Genomic DNA, 15,061 nt, shown 5'->3' with positions numbered 1-15,061 from the left:
CAATACGTTGGAGGTTTTCAAAATGAGAAAACAGTCGGAGCAACAGGATCCATCATCGTTAACTTTTTCCGGTCCTAACCTGGGCTATATGATGGAGATGTACGATCTTTATCGGGAAGATCCATCACTTGTTGATGAAGAGTTACAGCAATTTTTCAAAGAGAATGGCTCTCCGTACAAAGAGAGGTCAAAGCAAACAGAAGTAGCGATTGAAGGGACTGACTACAGCAAAGTCATTGCTGCAGTTCAGCTGGCTGAAGGTATTCGCTCGTACGGACACCTTGCAGCTGATATTAATCCGCTTCATGACAAAGAAAAAGACACTGAAAGAATCGAACTGGAAACTTACAATCTGACAAAAGAAGATTTGGAAAAAATTCCAGTTGATGTTCTGATTGAAAATTCGACTGATGAAGTAACAAATGGATATGAGGCCATTGAATATTTGCGAAAGATGTACACGAAAACAATCGCGTTTGAATATTCACATGTCCATGACAGAAAAGAAAAGAAATGGCTGAAGAACTACATTGAATCGGGTTCACTCGATGCTAAAATTGAAGATGAAAAGAAAAAGAGCATTTTAAAGCGCCTGGTACAGGTTGAAGGTTTTGAAAATTTTGTCCATAAAACATTTGTCGGACAAAAACGTTTTTCAATCGAAGGTCTTGACACCATGGTTCCTCTGCTTGATGAAATCATTCAATCAACAGTTGAAAAGGGTGCATCTTCCATTAATATCGGAATGGCTCACCGTGGACGCCTGAATGTTCTGGCGCACGTACTTGAAAAGCCTTATGAAATGATTTTCGCTGAATTCCAGCATGCGCCAAGTAAAGACCTGATTCCTTCAGAGGGTTCAACCGGTATTACATATGGCTGGACAGGAGATGTGAAATATCACCTCGGCGCTGACCGTAATGTCAGTAAGGACAAAGCAAAAACGCGTGTAACACTTGCAAACAATCCGAGTCACCTTGAAGTAGTCAGTCCGATTGTAGCGGGCTACACAAGAGCTGCTCAGGAAACAAGAACCAGCGCGGGTATTCCTGAACTTGAGAAAGCGTCATCATTAGCAATCATGATTCATGGTGATGCAGCATTCCCGGGTCAGGGAGTGGTTGCCGAGACATTAAATATGAGTCAGCTGAGAGGCTATCATACAGGCGGATCGATTCATATTATTGCAAACAATATGATTGGATTTACAACTGAATCATTTGATTCACGCTCAACTAAATATGCTTCAGACACAGCTAAAGGATTTGAAGTGCCGATTCTGCACGTCAATGCAGATGATCCTGAGGCGTGTCTCGCAGCTGCTATTATGGCAAGCGAATACAGAGCGGAATTCGGCAAAGATTTTGTGATTGACCTTATTGGTTACAGACGTTTTGGTCATAACGAAATGGATGAGCCTATGGTAACGAATCCTGATTTATATAACTATATTAAAAAGCATGATAATGTGCGTAAACTTTATCAGGACAAGCTGATTTCAAACGAGACGCTTTCTGATAGTGAAGCTGATCAGCTGATTGAAGAAAACACGTCTAAGCTTCAAAAAGCTTATGACACAGTTCCTAAATCTGAAAAAGATCCGGATACTGATATGAATCCGCCTGAAGACGTTCAGTCTATGTTGTATGACATCTCCACATCAGTGGACTATGGCAGATTGAAAAAGCTGAATGAGGATTTATTGAACTTCCCTGAGAGCTTTAATGTTTTTAAAAAGCTTGAAAAGATTCTTCAGAGAAGAAATGATCCTTTCGAAAAGGATGGAAAGGTAGACTGGGCACATGCTGAAACATTGGCATTCGGCAGTATTATCCAGGATGGAACTCCAATCCGTCTAAGCGGACAGGATTCACAGCGTGGAACATTCGCGCATAGACACCTTGTGCTGCATGATGAGAAGTCAGGTGAAGAATACACACCACTACATCATATTTCTGACGCAAACGCTTCATTCTGCGTTTATAACAGCCCACTGACTGAAGCGGCTGTCGTCGGATTCGAATATGGTTATAACGTATTCTCAAAAGAAACACTTGTATTATGGGAAGCGCAATACGGAGACTTTGCTAATATGGCACAGGTGATGTTTGATCAGTTTGTTTCATCAAGCCGTGCAAAATGGGGACAGAAATCAGGGCTTGTCATGCTGCTTCCACATGGATATGAAGGCCAGGGGCCGGAGCATTCATCAGGCAGAATGGAAAGATTCCTGACACTTGCAGCTGAGAATAACTGGACAGTAGCGAACCTGACGAGTTCGGCGCAGTACTTCCACATCTTAAGAAGGCAGGCAGCAATTTTGAAGAAAGAGGAAGTTCGTCCGCTTGTCATTATGACGCCAAAGAGTCTGCTTAGACATCCAGTTGTATCACGCAGCGTAGATGAACTGGCAGAAGGCGGATTCTCACCGATTCTTGAACACCCTTCACTCGGAAAAAATGAGGATGCTGTTGAAAGAATTGTTCTCTCATCAGGTAAAGTTGGTATTGACCTGATTGAAAGAGCTGAAAAAGAAGAAAATAACGACTGGTTACATTTGATTCGTGTCGAAGAACTCTATCCATTCCCAATGGAGCAGCTAAAAGAAGTGTTCGGCCGTTATAAGAACTTAAAAGAAATTGTCTGGGTACAGGAAGAGCCGAAGAATATGGGTGCATGGACTTTTGTAGAACCACGCCTCAAAAAGCTTTCACCAGAGGGATCTGAAGTATCTTATATTGGCAGACGCCGTCGAAGCAGTCCGGCTGAGGGCGACCCGACAGTACACAAAAAAGAACAGCAGCGTATTTTAGAAAATTCAGTAGTTAAAGGGTAAGAATAGAGGAGGAAGACACAGTGGCAGAAATTAAAGTTCCAGAATTAGCAGAATCAATTACAGAAGGTACCATTGCTCAATGGCTAAAACAGCCTGGTGACGAAGTAGAAAAAGGCGAATATATCGTAGAACTTGAAACAGATAAAGTAAATGTTGAAGTCATCTCAGAGGAAGCAGGCGTGATCAAAGAGCTGAAAGCTGAGGAAGGCGATACAGTAGAAGTTGGTCAGGTTATTGCGATTGTTGAAGCCGGTGAAGGCGGAGGCAGTAGTTCTTCTGATGAGCAGACAGAAGAAAAAACATCAGATGAGCCTGAAGAAGCGAAAGAAGATGAAAAATCTGAAGAAAAAACTTCAGATCAGTCTTCTGACAAACAGGAGTCTACAGAGAAGAAAGAGCGTACAATTGCATCACCAGCTGCACGGAAGCTTGCTAGAGAAAAAGGCATTGACCTCTCTTCAATTTCAACACAGGACCCAATGGGCCGTGTGAGAAAACAGGATGTAGAAGCACATGGATCATCTCGACAGGAGAAGAAACAGGAAGCAGCTCCTAAGAAGCAGGAGAAACCTGCAGCGAAAAAGGATGACGGCAAACCGGTTACAAGAGAAAAAATGTCCCGCCGCCGTCAGACAATCGCTAACCGCCTAGTTGAAGTACAGCAGACTGCAGCAATGCTGACAACATTTAATGAAATTGATATGACGAATGTGATGGACCTTAGAAAGCGTAAAAAGGATAAGTTCCATGAAACACATGATGTACGCCTTGGCTTTATGTCATTCTTTGCAAAGGCTGTTGTCGCAGCACTTAAGAAGTATCCATATGTAAATGCTGAAATTGATGGGGATGAAGTAATCCTGAAGCATTACTATGATGTAGGTGTAGCAGTTTCTACTGACGATGGACTTGTTGTACCAATCGTAAGAGACTGTGACCGTAAAAACTTTGCTGAGATCGAGCAGGAGATTGTTCATCTTGCCGAAAAAGCTAAGAATAAAAAGCTGCAGCTTAGTGACCTTCAGGGAGGTTCATTCACAATCACGAATGGCGGTGTATTTGGTTCATTGCTTTCTACGCCGATCCTGAATGGCCCGCAGGTTGGAATCCTGGGTATGCATACAATCCAGCTTCGTCCTGTAGCGATTGATGCTGAAAGAAGCGAAAACCGTCCGATGATGTACATTGCGATGTCTTATGACCACCGTATTATCGATGGTAAAGAAGCAGTTGGATTCCTCAAGATGGTAAAAGAGCTTCTCGAGAATCCGGAAGATCTGTTACTCGAAGGCTAATATTAAACGGCCGGTTCCATTCATTAAATGGGACCGGCCGTTTTTTTCATTTTAAATTACATCAAAAAAAGAACACGCAACGTTCGATGCGTGTTCTTTTTGAATTATTTACGATGTCTGCCGGCATGTATACCTCTTTTTTGAATTTCTTTCTTTAAAATCACTTGTGTATCGTGTTCTCCATGTTTCTCAGCATCCCTGTACGCAGAAAGCAACTGTTCATTACTTAAGATTTTCAATGGATAGAACCTCCTTAGTGATTGTGTTAATGGAATATTCTAAACTTTCCATTAACGTCATTATACGATGTTGCCCATGACTCTTCAACCACTACCCCGAGATGTTATCTAATTGTTATATTCGTGTATCCAAACTGGAAAGACTCCTGCTCCTCCTACATAATAGATCTGAAAGGATATGATCTCAAATGCAGAAGTTTCATATAGATGTAATTAAGGGGAAAGGTTCTTACTATCAGCTTGGACAGACAGCAGGAAGTTTGTTCCGCGATACCCCTCTTTATCAGACTCACATGAAAAGAAGAGAAAAATCTAAAAAATCCTACCAGATAAATTTTCAAAAAGCAGAACAGCATATTAAGTCCCTTGCGCCGGGATTATGGGATGAATTGAAAGGGTTGAGCAGCAAGCTCGACTGGACGTTCGAAGATGTAGTACATGAGTATTCCGGATGGCAGCAGGACTGGGTAAAATCCGGCTGTTCTGTACTAATGAAAAGTGGATTTTTTGCAAGAAATTACGATTACCATCCTAAGACATATGAAGGAAGACTGATGATCTGGCAGCCTGAAAGCGGCTATGCTTCAATTGGGGTTGCCGGCAGAATGATTGGACGGATTGATGGCATGAATGAAAAAGGTTTATGTGTAGGCTTTCATTTTGTAAACCGTAAAAATCCGGGAGAAGGATTTACCTGCTCTGTGATTGCTAGGTTTTTACTCGATAGTTGTGCTACAACTGCAGAAGCTGTCCGTATGCTAAAAGACATTCCACATAGACATGCTTTTAACTATACGCTGTACGATGCTGATGGAGACCGGGCGATTGTGGAGGCATCAGCACTTGGAGTGGCGGTTAGAGAACAGACAAATGATTATGCGTGCACAAATCATTTTGAGACCGACGAAAAATTACAGGAAAACCGTTATCAGCTGACAGAGTCAAAAACGAGGCTCCAAAACATATATGAACAGTCCAATACAACTGACAATCCGCTTGAAGCCTTTTACCGGTTTAATGATCCATCACACGGGATCTTTAAAAAGAATTACGGCAGCTGGTCAGGAACAATTCATACAGTCGTTTATGATCCAGTTCATATGAAAGCGATATTTGGCGCAGGTGAGAATGCAGTACCGCTGATCATCAATTTCAAGGACTGGCTTGCAGGGGAGAGATATCCTGTCACTAAAATATTCGGACAGGTCGATACCAATGAGCGCTTCAGTCATGTAAACAGAAGTTCTTAACAATCCTCTGATTTAACGATATACTAACCGTAGACAATAATGAAAGGGGTTTGATCCATGATTCACTTAGACTGGGAAAAGCGGGAAACAATTAAACAGGTAAAATGTGTGCATGATAACGCTGCGAAATATGTTGTCAACAACGTACTGACAGTCGGAAAGACATATGATGTAAAAAATGAAACTGAAGAATTTATTTTTATTGTTGATAACACTGGAAAAGTAGGCGGATTTTACAAAGACTACTTTGAAGAGGCTTAAGGGGATCTGACACATGTTCGATGAAAGAACAGCGTTAAAAATAAGACTTGAACAACTGGCAGATTCAGAGATCAGGATCCTCCAGGAATTCAGAAACGAACGTGATAAAATTATGCAGAGGCTGAGAGAGCTGGATGAATCCTCTGACCAGGAGATGTCAAAAGCTGCTCCTAAACCGGTTAATGTAGGTAAATCCAAAAAGATGCATGCTGCAGCTCTTAATGTTCTTAGGCAAAAGCTTGAACCGGTAAAAGGTACAGATATACAATCTTTTGTTGAGAAAGAAACCGGCTTTAAAGTTGCTAATATAACAACCTTTATGAATACAATTCAGCGTAAGTTTCCTGAAGTAAGAAAGCTAGATAGAGGATTGTATATATACGAAAAAGAGTAAGGGCTAAATGCCCCTACTCTTTTTTGGTTTTTAGCAGTGCTTTGATTTCTTCCAGCTCTTTTTGGACCTGAGCTAATTTCACTTCCTCAGGTGAAGGTCTGTTTTCTTTGTCAGCCTCTTCAACGTTATTTACAACAACCCCTACAAAGAGATTAAAAATAACAAACGTCCCGATCAATACAAATGTAACAAAATACCACCAGGAAGTCGGATCATCTTCAAGTATCGGCCTCATCACGCCACTTGCCCATGACTCAAGTGTGACAACCTGAAACAGTGTTAAAAGTGAACTGTGAAGACTTCCGAAATACTCAGGTGCAATTGAGGCATATAGCATTGTACCGATTACACCATAAATATAAAAGAATATACCCAGTAACAGCAGGATCGTTCCCATTGAAGGAATAGTCATTAGCAGTGCATTTACCATTTTTCTAAGTGATGGAATCACAGATATCGTTCTCAGCACACGTAATACTCTTAAAATACGCAAAACGGTCACATAGTGTCCACCTGTAATCAAATGACCACTTAACACAATAATAAAATCAAATACATTCCAGGGTTCTTTAAAGAATTGTTTAATTGAGGTAGCTGCAATAAGCCTGATGATGATCTCAATTGTGAACAGCCATAGAAGTATCCTGTCGGCACCTATAAAGAATTCACTATAGCTGTTATATAATGAGGGGTAGGTCTCAAGTCCAATCAGTACTGCATTTATTAAAATTAATCCGATAATCACCGCGTTAAAAAGACGGTGCTCAGCTATAAAGGTAAGCCGAGTTTTCATTTGATTCATTTATGTATAACTCCTTTCACTCCAAACACTATTTTACCCATATTCAGACGCGCTGTCTAACCTCATGAGTTGATCAATTTCATAAAAGAACGGTACAATGAGACATTGACGTACAAGTAAAGGATGATTGAAATGAATGTAGATAAACTACCTGAAAAAATTAGAGATTTAGTAAAAAACAGTTCAAAAGGGGATATAGATTCAAATGGCAGAATCGGATCCGGTGGATATACTGCTGAGGACCCATCAGTCTTTCACGATGTTTTAATCGGATTATCACTCAGAAAAAACATTTTACTCAAGGGGCCAACGGGCTCCGGTAAGACCAAGCTCGCAGAAAGTGTCAGTCACACATTTAATCAGCCAATGTACAGTATTAACTGCTCTGTAGACCTTGATACTGAGGCGATGCTTGGCTTTAAAACCATCGAACAGATCAATGGGAAATCTACTATTACATTTGTTGAAGGACCGGTTATACAGGCGATGAAGAAAGGTCATATTTTATATATTGATGAAATTAATATGGCAAAGCCTGAAACACTTCCTATACTTAATGGAGTACTTGACTACCGCCGGACGATCACAAATCCCTTTACCAATGAGGTCATTACTGCAGCTGAAGGATTCAAAGTGGTTGCTGCAATTAATGAAGGATATATCGGGACAGTACCATTAAATGAAGCTTTAAAAAACAGATTTATCGTTGTAGATGTGCCTTACATAAAAGGCGAAACATTAAAATCTGTTTTAGTGGACCAGAGCGAGTTAGAGGATGAACGCTTGATCGATCAGTTTGTTGAACTTTCCGCTGACTTATTTACCCAGGTTCAAAACGGCCAGGTTTCTGAAGAAGCGGCTTCAATTAGAGCACTTCTCGATACGTGTGATCTTTCCATCTATATGCCGCCTAAAAGGGCAATCCAACGTGGAATTATTGACAAGCTTGAGGATGAAAGAGAAAAATCAGCAGTTAGAAATATCGCTGACACAATCTTTGAATGAGGTGAGCAGATGCAGCGGTTTATTCAATTCAACGATGAGCAGGTCAATTCATTTCGCCTGATGCAGTTAATTGACCTGGCAAAAACACTCACACGTGAAAAAGAGATGAATGTTGAGTACAGTCCGATGAATTATATTGATGTCGCAGGTCATACCGTGTTTGTCAGCCACTTTTGGGATCACCGCTCAGAAACTGAAGAATGGCACGGACTGATTACAGATATCTTTTTGAGGGCAGAAGGTGCTTATAAGCATTCAGACCCGAAAGTAATACAGAAGTTTTTAAAATATACCCATACGCTTGAACATCCATCTTTTGCAAAACAGCTCTTTATGCTGATCGAAGATGCCAGATTAGAAGAAATCACAAAAAGAAAAAGACCGGGTACTAAAAATGCTTTTGCTACAAGACGCTCAGTCTATGCCAAATATTTCGAGTCACAGTTAAATGTTCATCAGGTGAAAGGAATGACGACTGATGCTTTTTTCAACCTGATCTATTTGCTGGTTTTTGCTGAGTCTCCGATCGATGGGTGGCCATATATACAAACAGACCTGAATCGTGCTAAACCGTTTATTACGCAACAGATTGAGAAAGTGCATGAAACAAAATCAACAGCAGATTCTGTAAAGATTTGTACAAGCTTATGTGAAGTAGTAGATGAGCTCTTGAAAAAGGATATGCTGAATGAATACTTTCACCTTCCTGAAAAAACGATTCAGCAATGGGCAGACGGCTTAACCTTTGACGATTTAAAACGAAAAGATGAATTAATTAATGATGATACAGAAAAAGAAAAACCCAGTGGTGATGAAGAGGTTGAAGATGAAGAATTTAAAGCATGGCACAGAGAATCTGAGGAAAAAGGGGAATCGTTCCTGCAATTTGACTTAGAAGCCGGTACCAAAACATCTATTGACACTGAAGCGGCAAGAGAAGGTGATGATCAGGAACAGGCACTTGCTAGTGTACAGGGCAGTTCCAAACAATCCAGACGTCAGGATTTTGATCAAAATGATGTGGATCGAAAATCAGAAGATGCAGATACAGGAGGTGCAAAGTACGGAAAAGAAAATGAATATGCTTTTCCTGTATTTGAATTACCTGAGCCGGTAAAAGATCATGAGAAAACACTTTATCAACAGTACAAAAAAGAGATTTCACTCTACCAGAAGAAACTTAAAAAAGTAATTGAAAAGACGCTCGATCATAAAAAGACCAGCCCCCGTACACATCTGGTAAAAGGGCGGCTCAGCAAAAACCTGATGCCTTATTTCACAGATGAAAAACCGAGGGTGTTCTATAAAAAAGATGAAGAGTCTCCAAAAATAGATGCAGCATTTGAATTATTGCTCGATTGTTCTGCATCCATGTTTGATAAGATGGATGAAACAAAAAAAGGGCTTGTTTTATTCCACGAGGCACTGAAGTCAGTGCAGGTACCACATGAGATTACAGGATTTTGGGAAAATGCTCAGAAAGCTGGGCAAAAAGGGCAGCCTAATCATTTTAAGACCGTTATCTCTTTTAATGACAGTATTTATCAGGACGGAGCTGCCATTATGCAGCTTGAACCGGAAGAAGATAACCGTGACGGATATGCCATTAGACACATGACAGAACGGCTTGAGAAAAGAACAGAAAAACAGAAATTTCTCCTCGTGTTCTCAGATGGGGAACCGGCTGCAGCGGACTACGAGCAAAATGGCATTGTAGATACACATGATGCAGTGCTGGCAGCCAGAAAACGGGGGATTGAAGTGATGAACGTGTTTTTATCAACCTCTGAAATTCCAGAGAGCCAGAAGGAAGTCATTCAGAATATATATGGACGTTTCAGCTTATTTGTACAAAATATAGATGAACTGCCTGATGTATTGTTTCCTTTATTGAAGAGACTTCTTTATAAGAGCATATAAGATTCCATCCCCTGGACGGAGTTAAAATCATGCTGCGTATTCGTTTCTGAACTTCTTTTTTTGACTACAATAAAAGTATCAAAAAAAGAGGAGATGAGCGAACATGAATTCAAGCAATTTAGCCCGGCTCGAAGAATACAGCCGGCACAACGAAAAGGTAAACATGAATCAATGGAAAAATGCTAAAAGAAAAACATCAGACTGGCTGAAGAAAATTTAAAACCGCTGTGTATAACTGATACACAGCGGTTTTTTGTTATGAACGATTATTTTTCAGTTGTAACAGCTGCTGTTTCAATTCAGCTTCCATTGCCTGAATTTCCCCTTCAGCCTGTCTGCGTTTCACGCGGCCTTCTTCCTGAATACGGAGCGTTTCTTCCAATGTCGTAACAAGGTTGGACTGCGTTGTTTTCAGTGTTTCAATATCAACAATGCCTCTTTCATTTTCTTTGGCAGTTTCAATACTGTTTGTTTTTAGCATCTCAGAATTTTTCAGTAATAATTCATTTGTTGTTTTAGTAACCTGCTTTTGAGCTTCTACTGCTCGTTGCTGTCTGAAAAGAGTGAGCGCAATCGCAATCTGATTTTTCCAAAGCGGAATAGCTGTCAGAATGGAAGCCTGAATTTTCTCAGCAAGTGCCTGGTTAATATTTTGAATTAACCTGATCTGTGGTGCGCTTTGTATTGTAATTTGTCTGCTTAATTGCAAGTCATGAATTCGTTTATCCAGTCTGTCTAAAAATTGCATCATATCGTTTACTTCCTGATAAGCCATTTGATCACTGCTTTTTTCAGCTTTTGTACGGAGTGCAGGGATCACATTCTGTTCAAGATCTTCACGCTTTAGTTCAGCTGCTGCAATATAAATATTGAGCGCCTGAAAATACTCTTTATTTTCATTATAAAGCTGGTCAAGCATTTGGATATCATCAAGAAGTGACTTTTTTGAGTGATCGAGCCTTACACTGATTCTGTCCACCTGTGCGCCAACCTTTTGGTATTTGGACAGAATTTCATTGACTGAGCGATTAACCCGGCTGAATAGTTTTGAGATTACATTTTTCTTTTGGTCAGAAAGCTCATCAGGATCAATTTGTTCAAGTCTGTTCATTAATTCTTTTAAAATGTCACCGATCGGACCAACGTCTTTTCTCTGAACGTGATCAAGCATTGCATGAGAGAAGTTGGACAGCTTGGATTGTGCAGCCGTACCGTACTGTAAAATAGACTGATGATCTGCAGGATCTATCTGTCTGGAAAGCGTTTCCGCCTGTTTACGGTCTTCTTCAGACAAAACATCTGCTAACCTTTTAGGAGCAGGTTGTCCTGATTGAGTATCTGCGGCTGTAATTTCATTCTCGCCAAAAGGGTTTGCCAGCAGATCATCAAGCTTGGATGATCTTTCTCCTACTTTTATCTGTTGTTTTTCTTCCATTAATACAACCTCCTGCTATTTATGCTCTATTGTATTTTTCGCCATGTCCAATTCAATTCGTAATGTATCCAGATCATTCGACAGTACTTTCATTAAATCCTCTTCAAGGGAGCGGTTTAATTCATGGAGTGTCTGCCTCGTATCTTCGAGTGAGACAAGCACTTCTTTATTTTTTACCGGCTGTGTGACAAGCATCGTATATTTCTCTGTTAATTCAACCGCGCTGTCTAAATGATAAAAAAAGAATCGCTCTGAAGTATAAAATCGTTTAGGGTCTTTTTTAACTATCGTAAAAATTCTTCTTGAGAACTTGATCATATCATTCAGCTGTCTCATTGCAGAGATAGAGCGGATTTGAAACTGCTTTCCCTGAAGGCGGGATATTTTTTTCTGTGCTTCTTTTAAATTTGACTGAATGTATTCGTATTCTCTTTTTGTTAATCCATACGATTTTAAAAGAGAGCGCTTTTGAAACCATTTGATTGAATAAAATGGAATAACGCCTCCGATGATACCTGCTGCAAGTGAAGGCCAAAATGGCACATTTATCAAAAAAATAGCGGTGATCCAGGTTATACTGGCAATCGGCAGCGCAACGCCAAGACGGGTCAGAAAATTTAATATTTGTTTCATATCCATCTTCTCCTTATTAGAACTTATAGTATCTTATACGGTCATACCCTGCTACAAGTTTCAAATATGCTTATTTATATTGTCTATCATTCAGGAAAAGGAAGCAAGCAATGCAATTGATGAATTTTCAGATAGACTTAAAGACTATTTAAAACGAAATAAATTCCAAGAAGAGTAGTTTTTTTAATTTAATCCGGGTATAATGTAATACGAAGGTACTATAATATGAGTCATTTGGTTTATTTTTTTGGAAGCGAGGGGCAGATTATGAGTCAAGAAGTTGATTACTCACACGAGTTAGCTGATATTTATCGCTTATTCGGGGATCGTACAAGGTTAATAATGGCGAAGAAAATGGCAAAAGAAGAGTGGACGGTGTCTGAGTTTGTACAATTGTTTGGTATTAGCCAGCCTCTTGTCAGCCAGCACATAAAAAAACTTAAAACTGCAAAGCTCATCACAGAGCAAAGACACGGTAAGAGAATTCTTTATAAGCTGAATCAGAATGCTGAACAATATCCATTAGTGCTAAGAATTATTGATCCGCTGATTGAGCAGGAAAATTCACAGCCGGCGGATATACAGGCGGTCAACGTGTAAACAGTGAGCAGATACGTTTCATTTCTTTTCAAGGTTCAGTACACTTGGGGTAGCACAAGAAAGAAAGGCGGTGCTGCTTTTGTGGAGGATCGTACAATTAAAGAGTGATGCAGAACCCTGGTGGTTTCTCGAAGGCTGGGAGTCTGACATCGTAAACGAATGGACATTTGACTCAAAGCAAGAAGCGTTTGACTATTACAGAGAAAAGATGCAAGAAAACCTCGTTAAGTACGAGCATGTACGTGTAAAAAGGGGCACTCAGGCTGCATTCTGGAATAAAGATGAGTATTTCTTTTGTGACGACTGTGATGAGGATCTACAAGTCTTTCACGGATATATTCTTTTTTTACAGCATGAGCCATATATTAAAGAAAAAATGAGCGATACAGAAAAGCAGTTTTTTGACACTATATTCGCAATATAAAAAGAGGCCTGATAAAGGCCTCTTTTTTTATACCATTTTACTCTTCTTAATTCGCTGATCGTCATAACGTTTTCTGATTGTGATAAATCTGTATGCATTTACGACAATTGCTTTACCTACAGCATATGTTGGTACAGCCATAATTAATCCTAAAAGTCCGCCGAAGCTTCCCGCTACCAGTAGCAGGAAAATAATCGTTAGCGGGTGGACCTGGAGTTTTTTACCCATTACCTGAGGTGAGATCAGGTTACTTTCAATCTGTTGCGCGGCAATCACTACAGCAATGACTAATAACGCTGTAAGAGGTGATTCGATAAATCCTACGATCACTGCAGGAATCGTTCCGATAAAAGGACCAACAAACGGAATTACATTCGTTAACATGGCAACCAATGCAAGGACGATTGTGTATTCAAGTCCAATAATCAGGTAACCGATGTAAAGCAGCACACCTACACAAAAGCTGACGATCAATTGCCCCTGTATGTAAGAACTCAGTGCAATATCCATATCCTGCAGTACTTTTCTTCCTTCAGGACGAAATTCTTCCGGTGTAAAGCGCAGAAATTGTTCCGGAAGCTTCTGGCCGTCCTTTAACATATAGAAAAGAACAAACGGAATCGTAACAAGTACAATTGCAATATTCGTAATGACACCAATGATCGACATCAGGTTGGATCCAATTGAATCCAGAGAGCCTTGTAGCGTGCTTGCTACGCGGTCAGTAACATCCTGGATAGAAAAATCCTGCTGTTCCTGGAGATTTTTAAACCAGTCGGACTGGACAAGGTTCATCGCCATTGCTGACAGTTCGTTAAAGATGGAAGGAATATTATCCACCAGGGAGTTGAACTGTCCTGAAAGTGGAGGTCCGATCAAAAAGAACAATCCGACAATTAACCCGATACCCGCAAGATAGATCAATAAAATTGAAATGCCCCGGGGTAAGTATTTTGCAGCAAAATTGACAATCGGCCTTAATAAATAGTACAGTACACCTGCAATCGCAATTGGCGCAAAAAGAGTCGTTACAATAATTACGATTGGGGTAAAAATAAATTCTACTAATGATAGTAAATAAATAATAATTAAAATGGTAATCAAGCCAAAACCAAAACGAAACCATTTTGACTTTGCTAATTCACTCAATACTTTTCCCTCCATCTGTATGTATAATGACATTATCATAACCTACGAGGGTGTATTATGCTAACAAAATATACAAGAGAAGGATAGGATTAATGAAATTTCTAAAAAGAGTACAATTTGTTTTTCATTTCAGGAGGTCATTTCCGTTTATTAAGGATTTTTTTAGCTCATCTTCTGTGCACCCGTTAAAAAAACTGTTCACAGCAGGACTGATCATTACATATGCAGTAATGCCTGCTGATATGATTCCGGACTACCTGTTTTTAGTGGGCATTACTGATGATATTGCCTTTACTACATTGATGCTGCAGCTTGCAGTAAAGATGGCACCACCTGAACTTGCAGAGAGGCACCAGTTGCACATCAAATAAATTTAACAAAAATTGATTAATTAATTTGACATTCTCTCTAAACGCTGTATAATAAGAGTAACAAGTCAATAAGCAATGATACCTGCATGACATGATTCACATATTACAAAGAGTGATCGGAAAGCACGGTACTTTTTGTAATATGTGAATTTTTCTATTTCGGTAAGTTTGCATATTGTCAATTTATTTTTGGAGGTTTTTCATTATGAAAACTGGTACAGTAAAATGGTTTAACGCAGAAAAAGGTTTCGGATTTATCGAAGTTGAAGGAGAAAACGACGTATTCGTACACTTCTCAGCTATCACAGGCGAAGGCTTCAAGTCTCTTGACGAAGGCCAGCAGGTAGAATTCGAAGTGGTTGAAGGTAACCGCGGACCACAAGCAGCTAACGTTGTAAAACTGTAATTGTTGATATAAAACCGTTCTCTTAACAGAGAGCGGTTTTT

Annotated in this window: 16 protein-coding genes; 11 read left to right on the top strand and 5 right to left on the bottom strand. The window is 39.9% G+C overall.

What is annotated here, in order from left to right:
- The first annotated feature begins 22 nt into the window (after positions 1-22).
- The gene (locus tag DH10bf12_RS12915; RefSeq protein ID WP_471735678.1) at positions 23-2,836 is read left to right on the top strand and encodes a 2-oxoglutarate dehydrogenase E1 component; all 2,814 of its coding nucleotides are present in this window, start codon (positions 23-25) and stop codon (positions 2,834-2,836) included.
- 20 nt (positions 2,837-2,856) lie between these two features.
- On the top strand, positions 2,857-4,131 hold the full coding sequence (gene odhB, locus DH10bf12_RS12910) for a 2-oxoglutarate dehydrogenase complex dihydrolipoyllysine-residue succinyltransferase (protein WP_471735677.1): 1,275 nt from the start codon (positions 2,857-2,859) through the stop codon (positions 4,129-4,131).
- A 104-nt stretch (positions 4,132-4,235) separates the two neighbouring features.
- On the opposite strand, the gene DH10bf12_RS12905 is transcribed toward odhB, so the two are convergent.
- Positions 4,236-4,370: a sporulation histidine kinase inhibitor Sda gene (locus DH10bf12_RS12905; protein ID WP_152614714.1), complete on the bottom strand. Its 135-nt coding sequence runs from the start codon at positions 4,368-4,370 to the stop codon at positions 4,236-4,238.
- 188 nt (positions 4,371-4,558) lie between these two features.
- Here DH10bf12_RS12905 and DH10bf12_RS12900 point away from each other — a divergent pair, with 188 nt between their 5' ends.
- The 3 genes from DH10bf12_RS12900 to DH10bf12_RS12890 are packed head-to-tail and all read left to right on the top strand — an operon-like array spanning position 4,559 to position 6,275.
- Entirely contained in the window at positions 4,559-5,620 is a 1,062-nt protein-coding gene (locus DH10bf12_RS12900) for a C45 family autoproteolytic acyltransferase/hydolase (protein WP_471735676.1), read from the top strand.
- A 57-nt stretch (positions 5,621-5,677) separates the two neighbouring features.
- A complete protein-coding gene (locus DH10bf12_RS12895) occupies positions 5,678-5,881 on the top strand; it encodes a DUF6501 family protein (RefSeq protein ID WP_471735675.1) in 204 nt (67 codons plus the stop codon).
- A gap of 13 nt (positions 5,882-5,894) precedes the next feature.
- Positions 5,895-6,275 carry a Rok-like winged helix domain-containing protein gene (locus DH10bf12_RS12890; protein ID WP_471735674.1) on the top strand — a complete coding sequence of 127 codons (381 nt, stop codon included), beginning with the start codon at positions 5,895-5,897 and terminating at the stop codon, positions 6,273-6,275.
- A 13-nt stretch (positions 6,276-6,288) separates the two neighbouring features.
- Here the strand turns inward: DH10bf12_RS12890 and DH10bf12_RS12885 are convergent, their stop codons facing one another.
- On the bottom strand, positions 6,289-7,077 hold the full coding sequence (locus tag DH10bf12_RS12885) for an ion transporter (protein WP_471735673.1): 789 nt from the start codon (positions 7,075-7,077) through the stop codon (positions 6,289-6,291).
- A gap of 132 nt (positions 7,078-7,209) precedes the next feature.
- Between DH10bf12_RS12885 and DH10bf12_RS12880 the strand changes: the two genes are divergently transcribed.
- Together DH10bf12_RS12880 and DH10bf12_RS12875 are read left to right on the top strand one after the other, a co-directional pair.
- Entirely contained in the window at positions 7,210-8,082 is an 873-nt protein-coding gene (locus tag DH10bf12_RS12880; RefSeq protein ID WP_471735672.1) for an ATP-binding protein, read from the top strand.
- 9 nt (positions 8,083-8,091) lie between these two features.
- The gene (locus tag DH10bf12_RS12875; protein WP_471735671.1) at positions 8,092-10,002 is read left to right on the top strand and encodes a vWA domain-containing protein; all 1,911 of its coding nucleotides are present in this window, start codon (positions 8,092-8,094) and stop codon (positions 10,000-10,002) included.
- Between the two features lie 256 nt (positions 10,003-10,258).
- Here DH10bf12_RS12875 and DH10bf12_RS12870 read toward each other — a convergent pair whose 3' ends face one another.
- The gene (locus tag DH10bf12_RS12870) at positions 10,259-11,437 is read right to left on the bottom strand and encodes a toxic anion resistance protein (protein ID WP_471735670.1); all 1,179 of its coding nucleotides are present in this window, start codon (positions 11,435-11,437) and stop codon (positions 10,259-10,261) included.
- Between the two features lie 15 nt (positions 11,438-11,452).
- On the bottom strand, positions 11,453-12,070 hold the full coding sequence (locus tag DH10bf12_RS12865) for a 5-bromo-4-chloroindolyl phosphate hydrolysis family protein (protein ID WP_471735669.1): 618 nt from the start codon (positions 12,068-12,070) through the stop codon (positions 11,453-11,455).
- A 267-nt stretch (positions 12,071-12,337) separates the two neighbouring features.
- Between DH10bf12_RS12865 and DH10bf12_RS12860 the strand changes: the two genes are divergently transcribed.
- Both DH10bf12_RS12860 and DH10bf12_RS12855 read left to right on the top strand, forming a co-directional pair.
- The gene (locus DH10bf12_RS12860; RefSeq protein ID WP_471735668.1) at positions 12,338-12,670 is read left to right on the top strand and encodes an ArsR/SmtB family transcription factor; all 333 of its coding nucleotides are present in this window, start codon (positions 12,338-12,340) and stop codon (positions 12,668-12,670) included.
- Between the two features lie 79 nt (positions 12,671-12,749).
- Positions 12,750-13,094 (top strand): DUF1033 family protein, encoded by a 345-nt coding sequence (locus DH10bf12_RS12855; protein ID WP_471735667.1) that lies wholly within the window; start codon positions 12,750-12,752, stop codon positions 13,092-13,094.
- Between the two features lie 27 nt (positions 13,095-13,121).
- On the opposite strand, the gene DH10bf12_RS12850 is transcribed toward DH10bf12_RS12855, so the two are convergent.
- On the bottom strand, positions 13,122-14,243 hold the full coding sequence (locus DH10bf12_RS12850; protein ID WP_471735666.1) for an AI-2E family transporter: 1,122 nt from the start codon (positions 14,241-14,243) through the stop codon (positions 13,122-13,124).
- A gap of 92 nt (positions 14,244-14,335) precedes the next feature.
- On the opposite strand from DH10bf12_RS12850, the gene DH10bf12_RS12845 reads away from it, so the two are divergent.
- Together DH10bf12_RS12845 and DH10bf12_RS12840 are read left to right on the top strand one after the other, a co-directional pair.
- Positions 14,336-14,614, top strand: a complete 279-nt coding sequence (locus tag DH10bf12_RS12845; protein WP_471735665.1) for a YkvA family protein — start codon at positions 14,336-14,338, stop codon at positions 14,612-14,614.
- A 205-nt stretch (positions 14,615-14,819) separates the two neighbouring features.
- Positions 14,820-15,020 (top strand): cold-shock protein, encoded by a 201-nt coding sequence (locus tag DH10bf12_RS12840; protein WP_039809180.1) that lies wholly within the window; start codon positions 14,820-14,822, stop codon positions 15,018-15,020.
- The last annotated feature ends 41 nt before the right edge of the window (positions 15,021-15,061 follow it).

Source organism: Jeotgalibacillus sp. 10bf12, from assembly GCF_055597105.1.
Note: the sequence above shows the minus strand (reverse complement) of the source record. Positions and strands in the feature narration are given on the sequence as shown.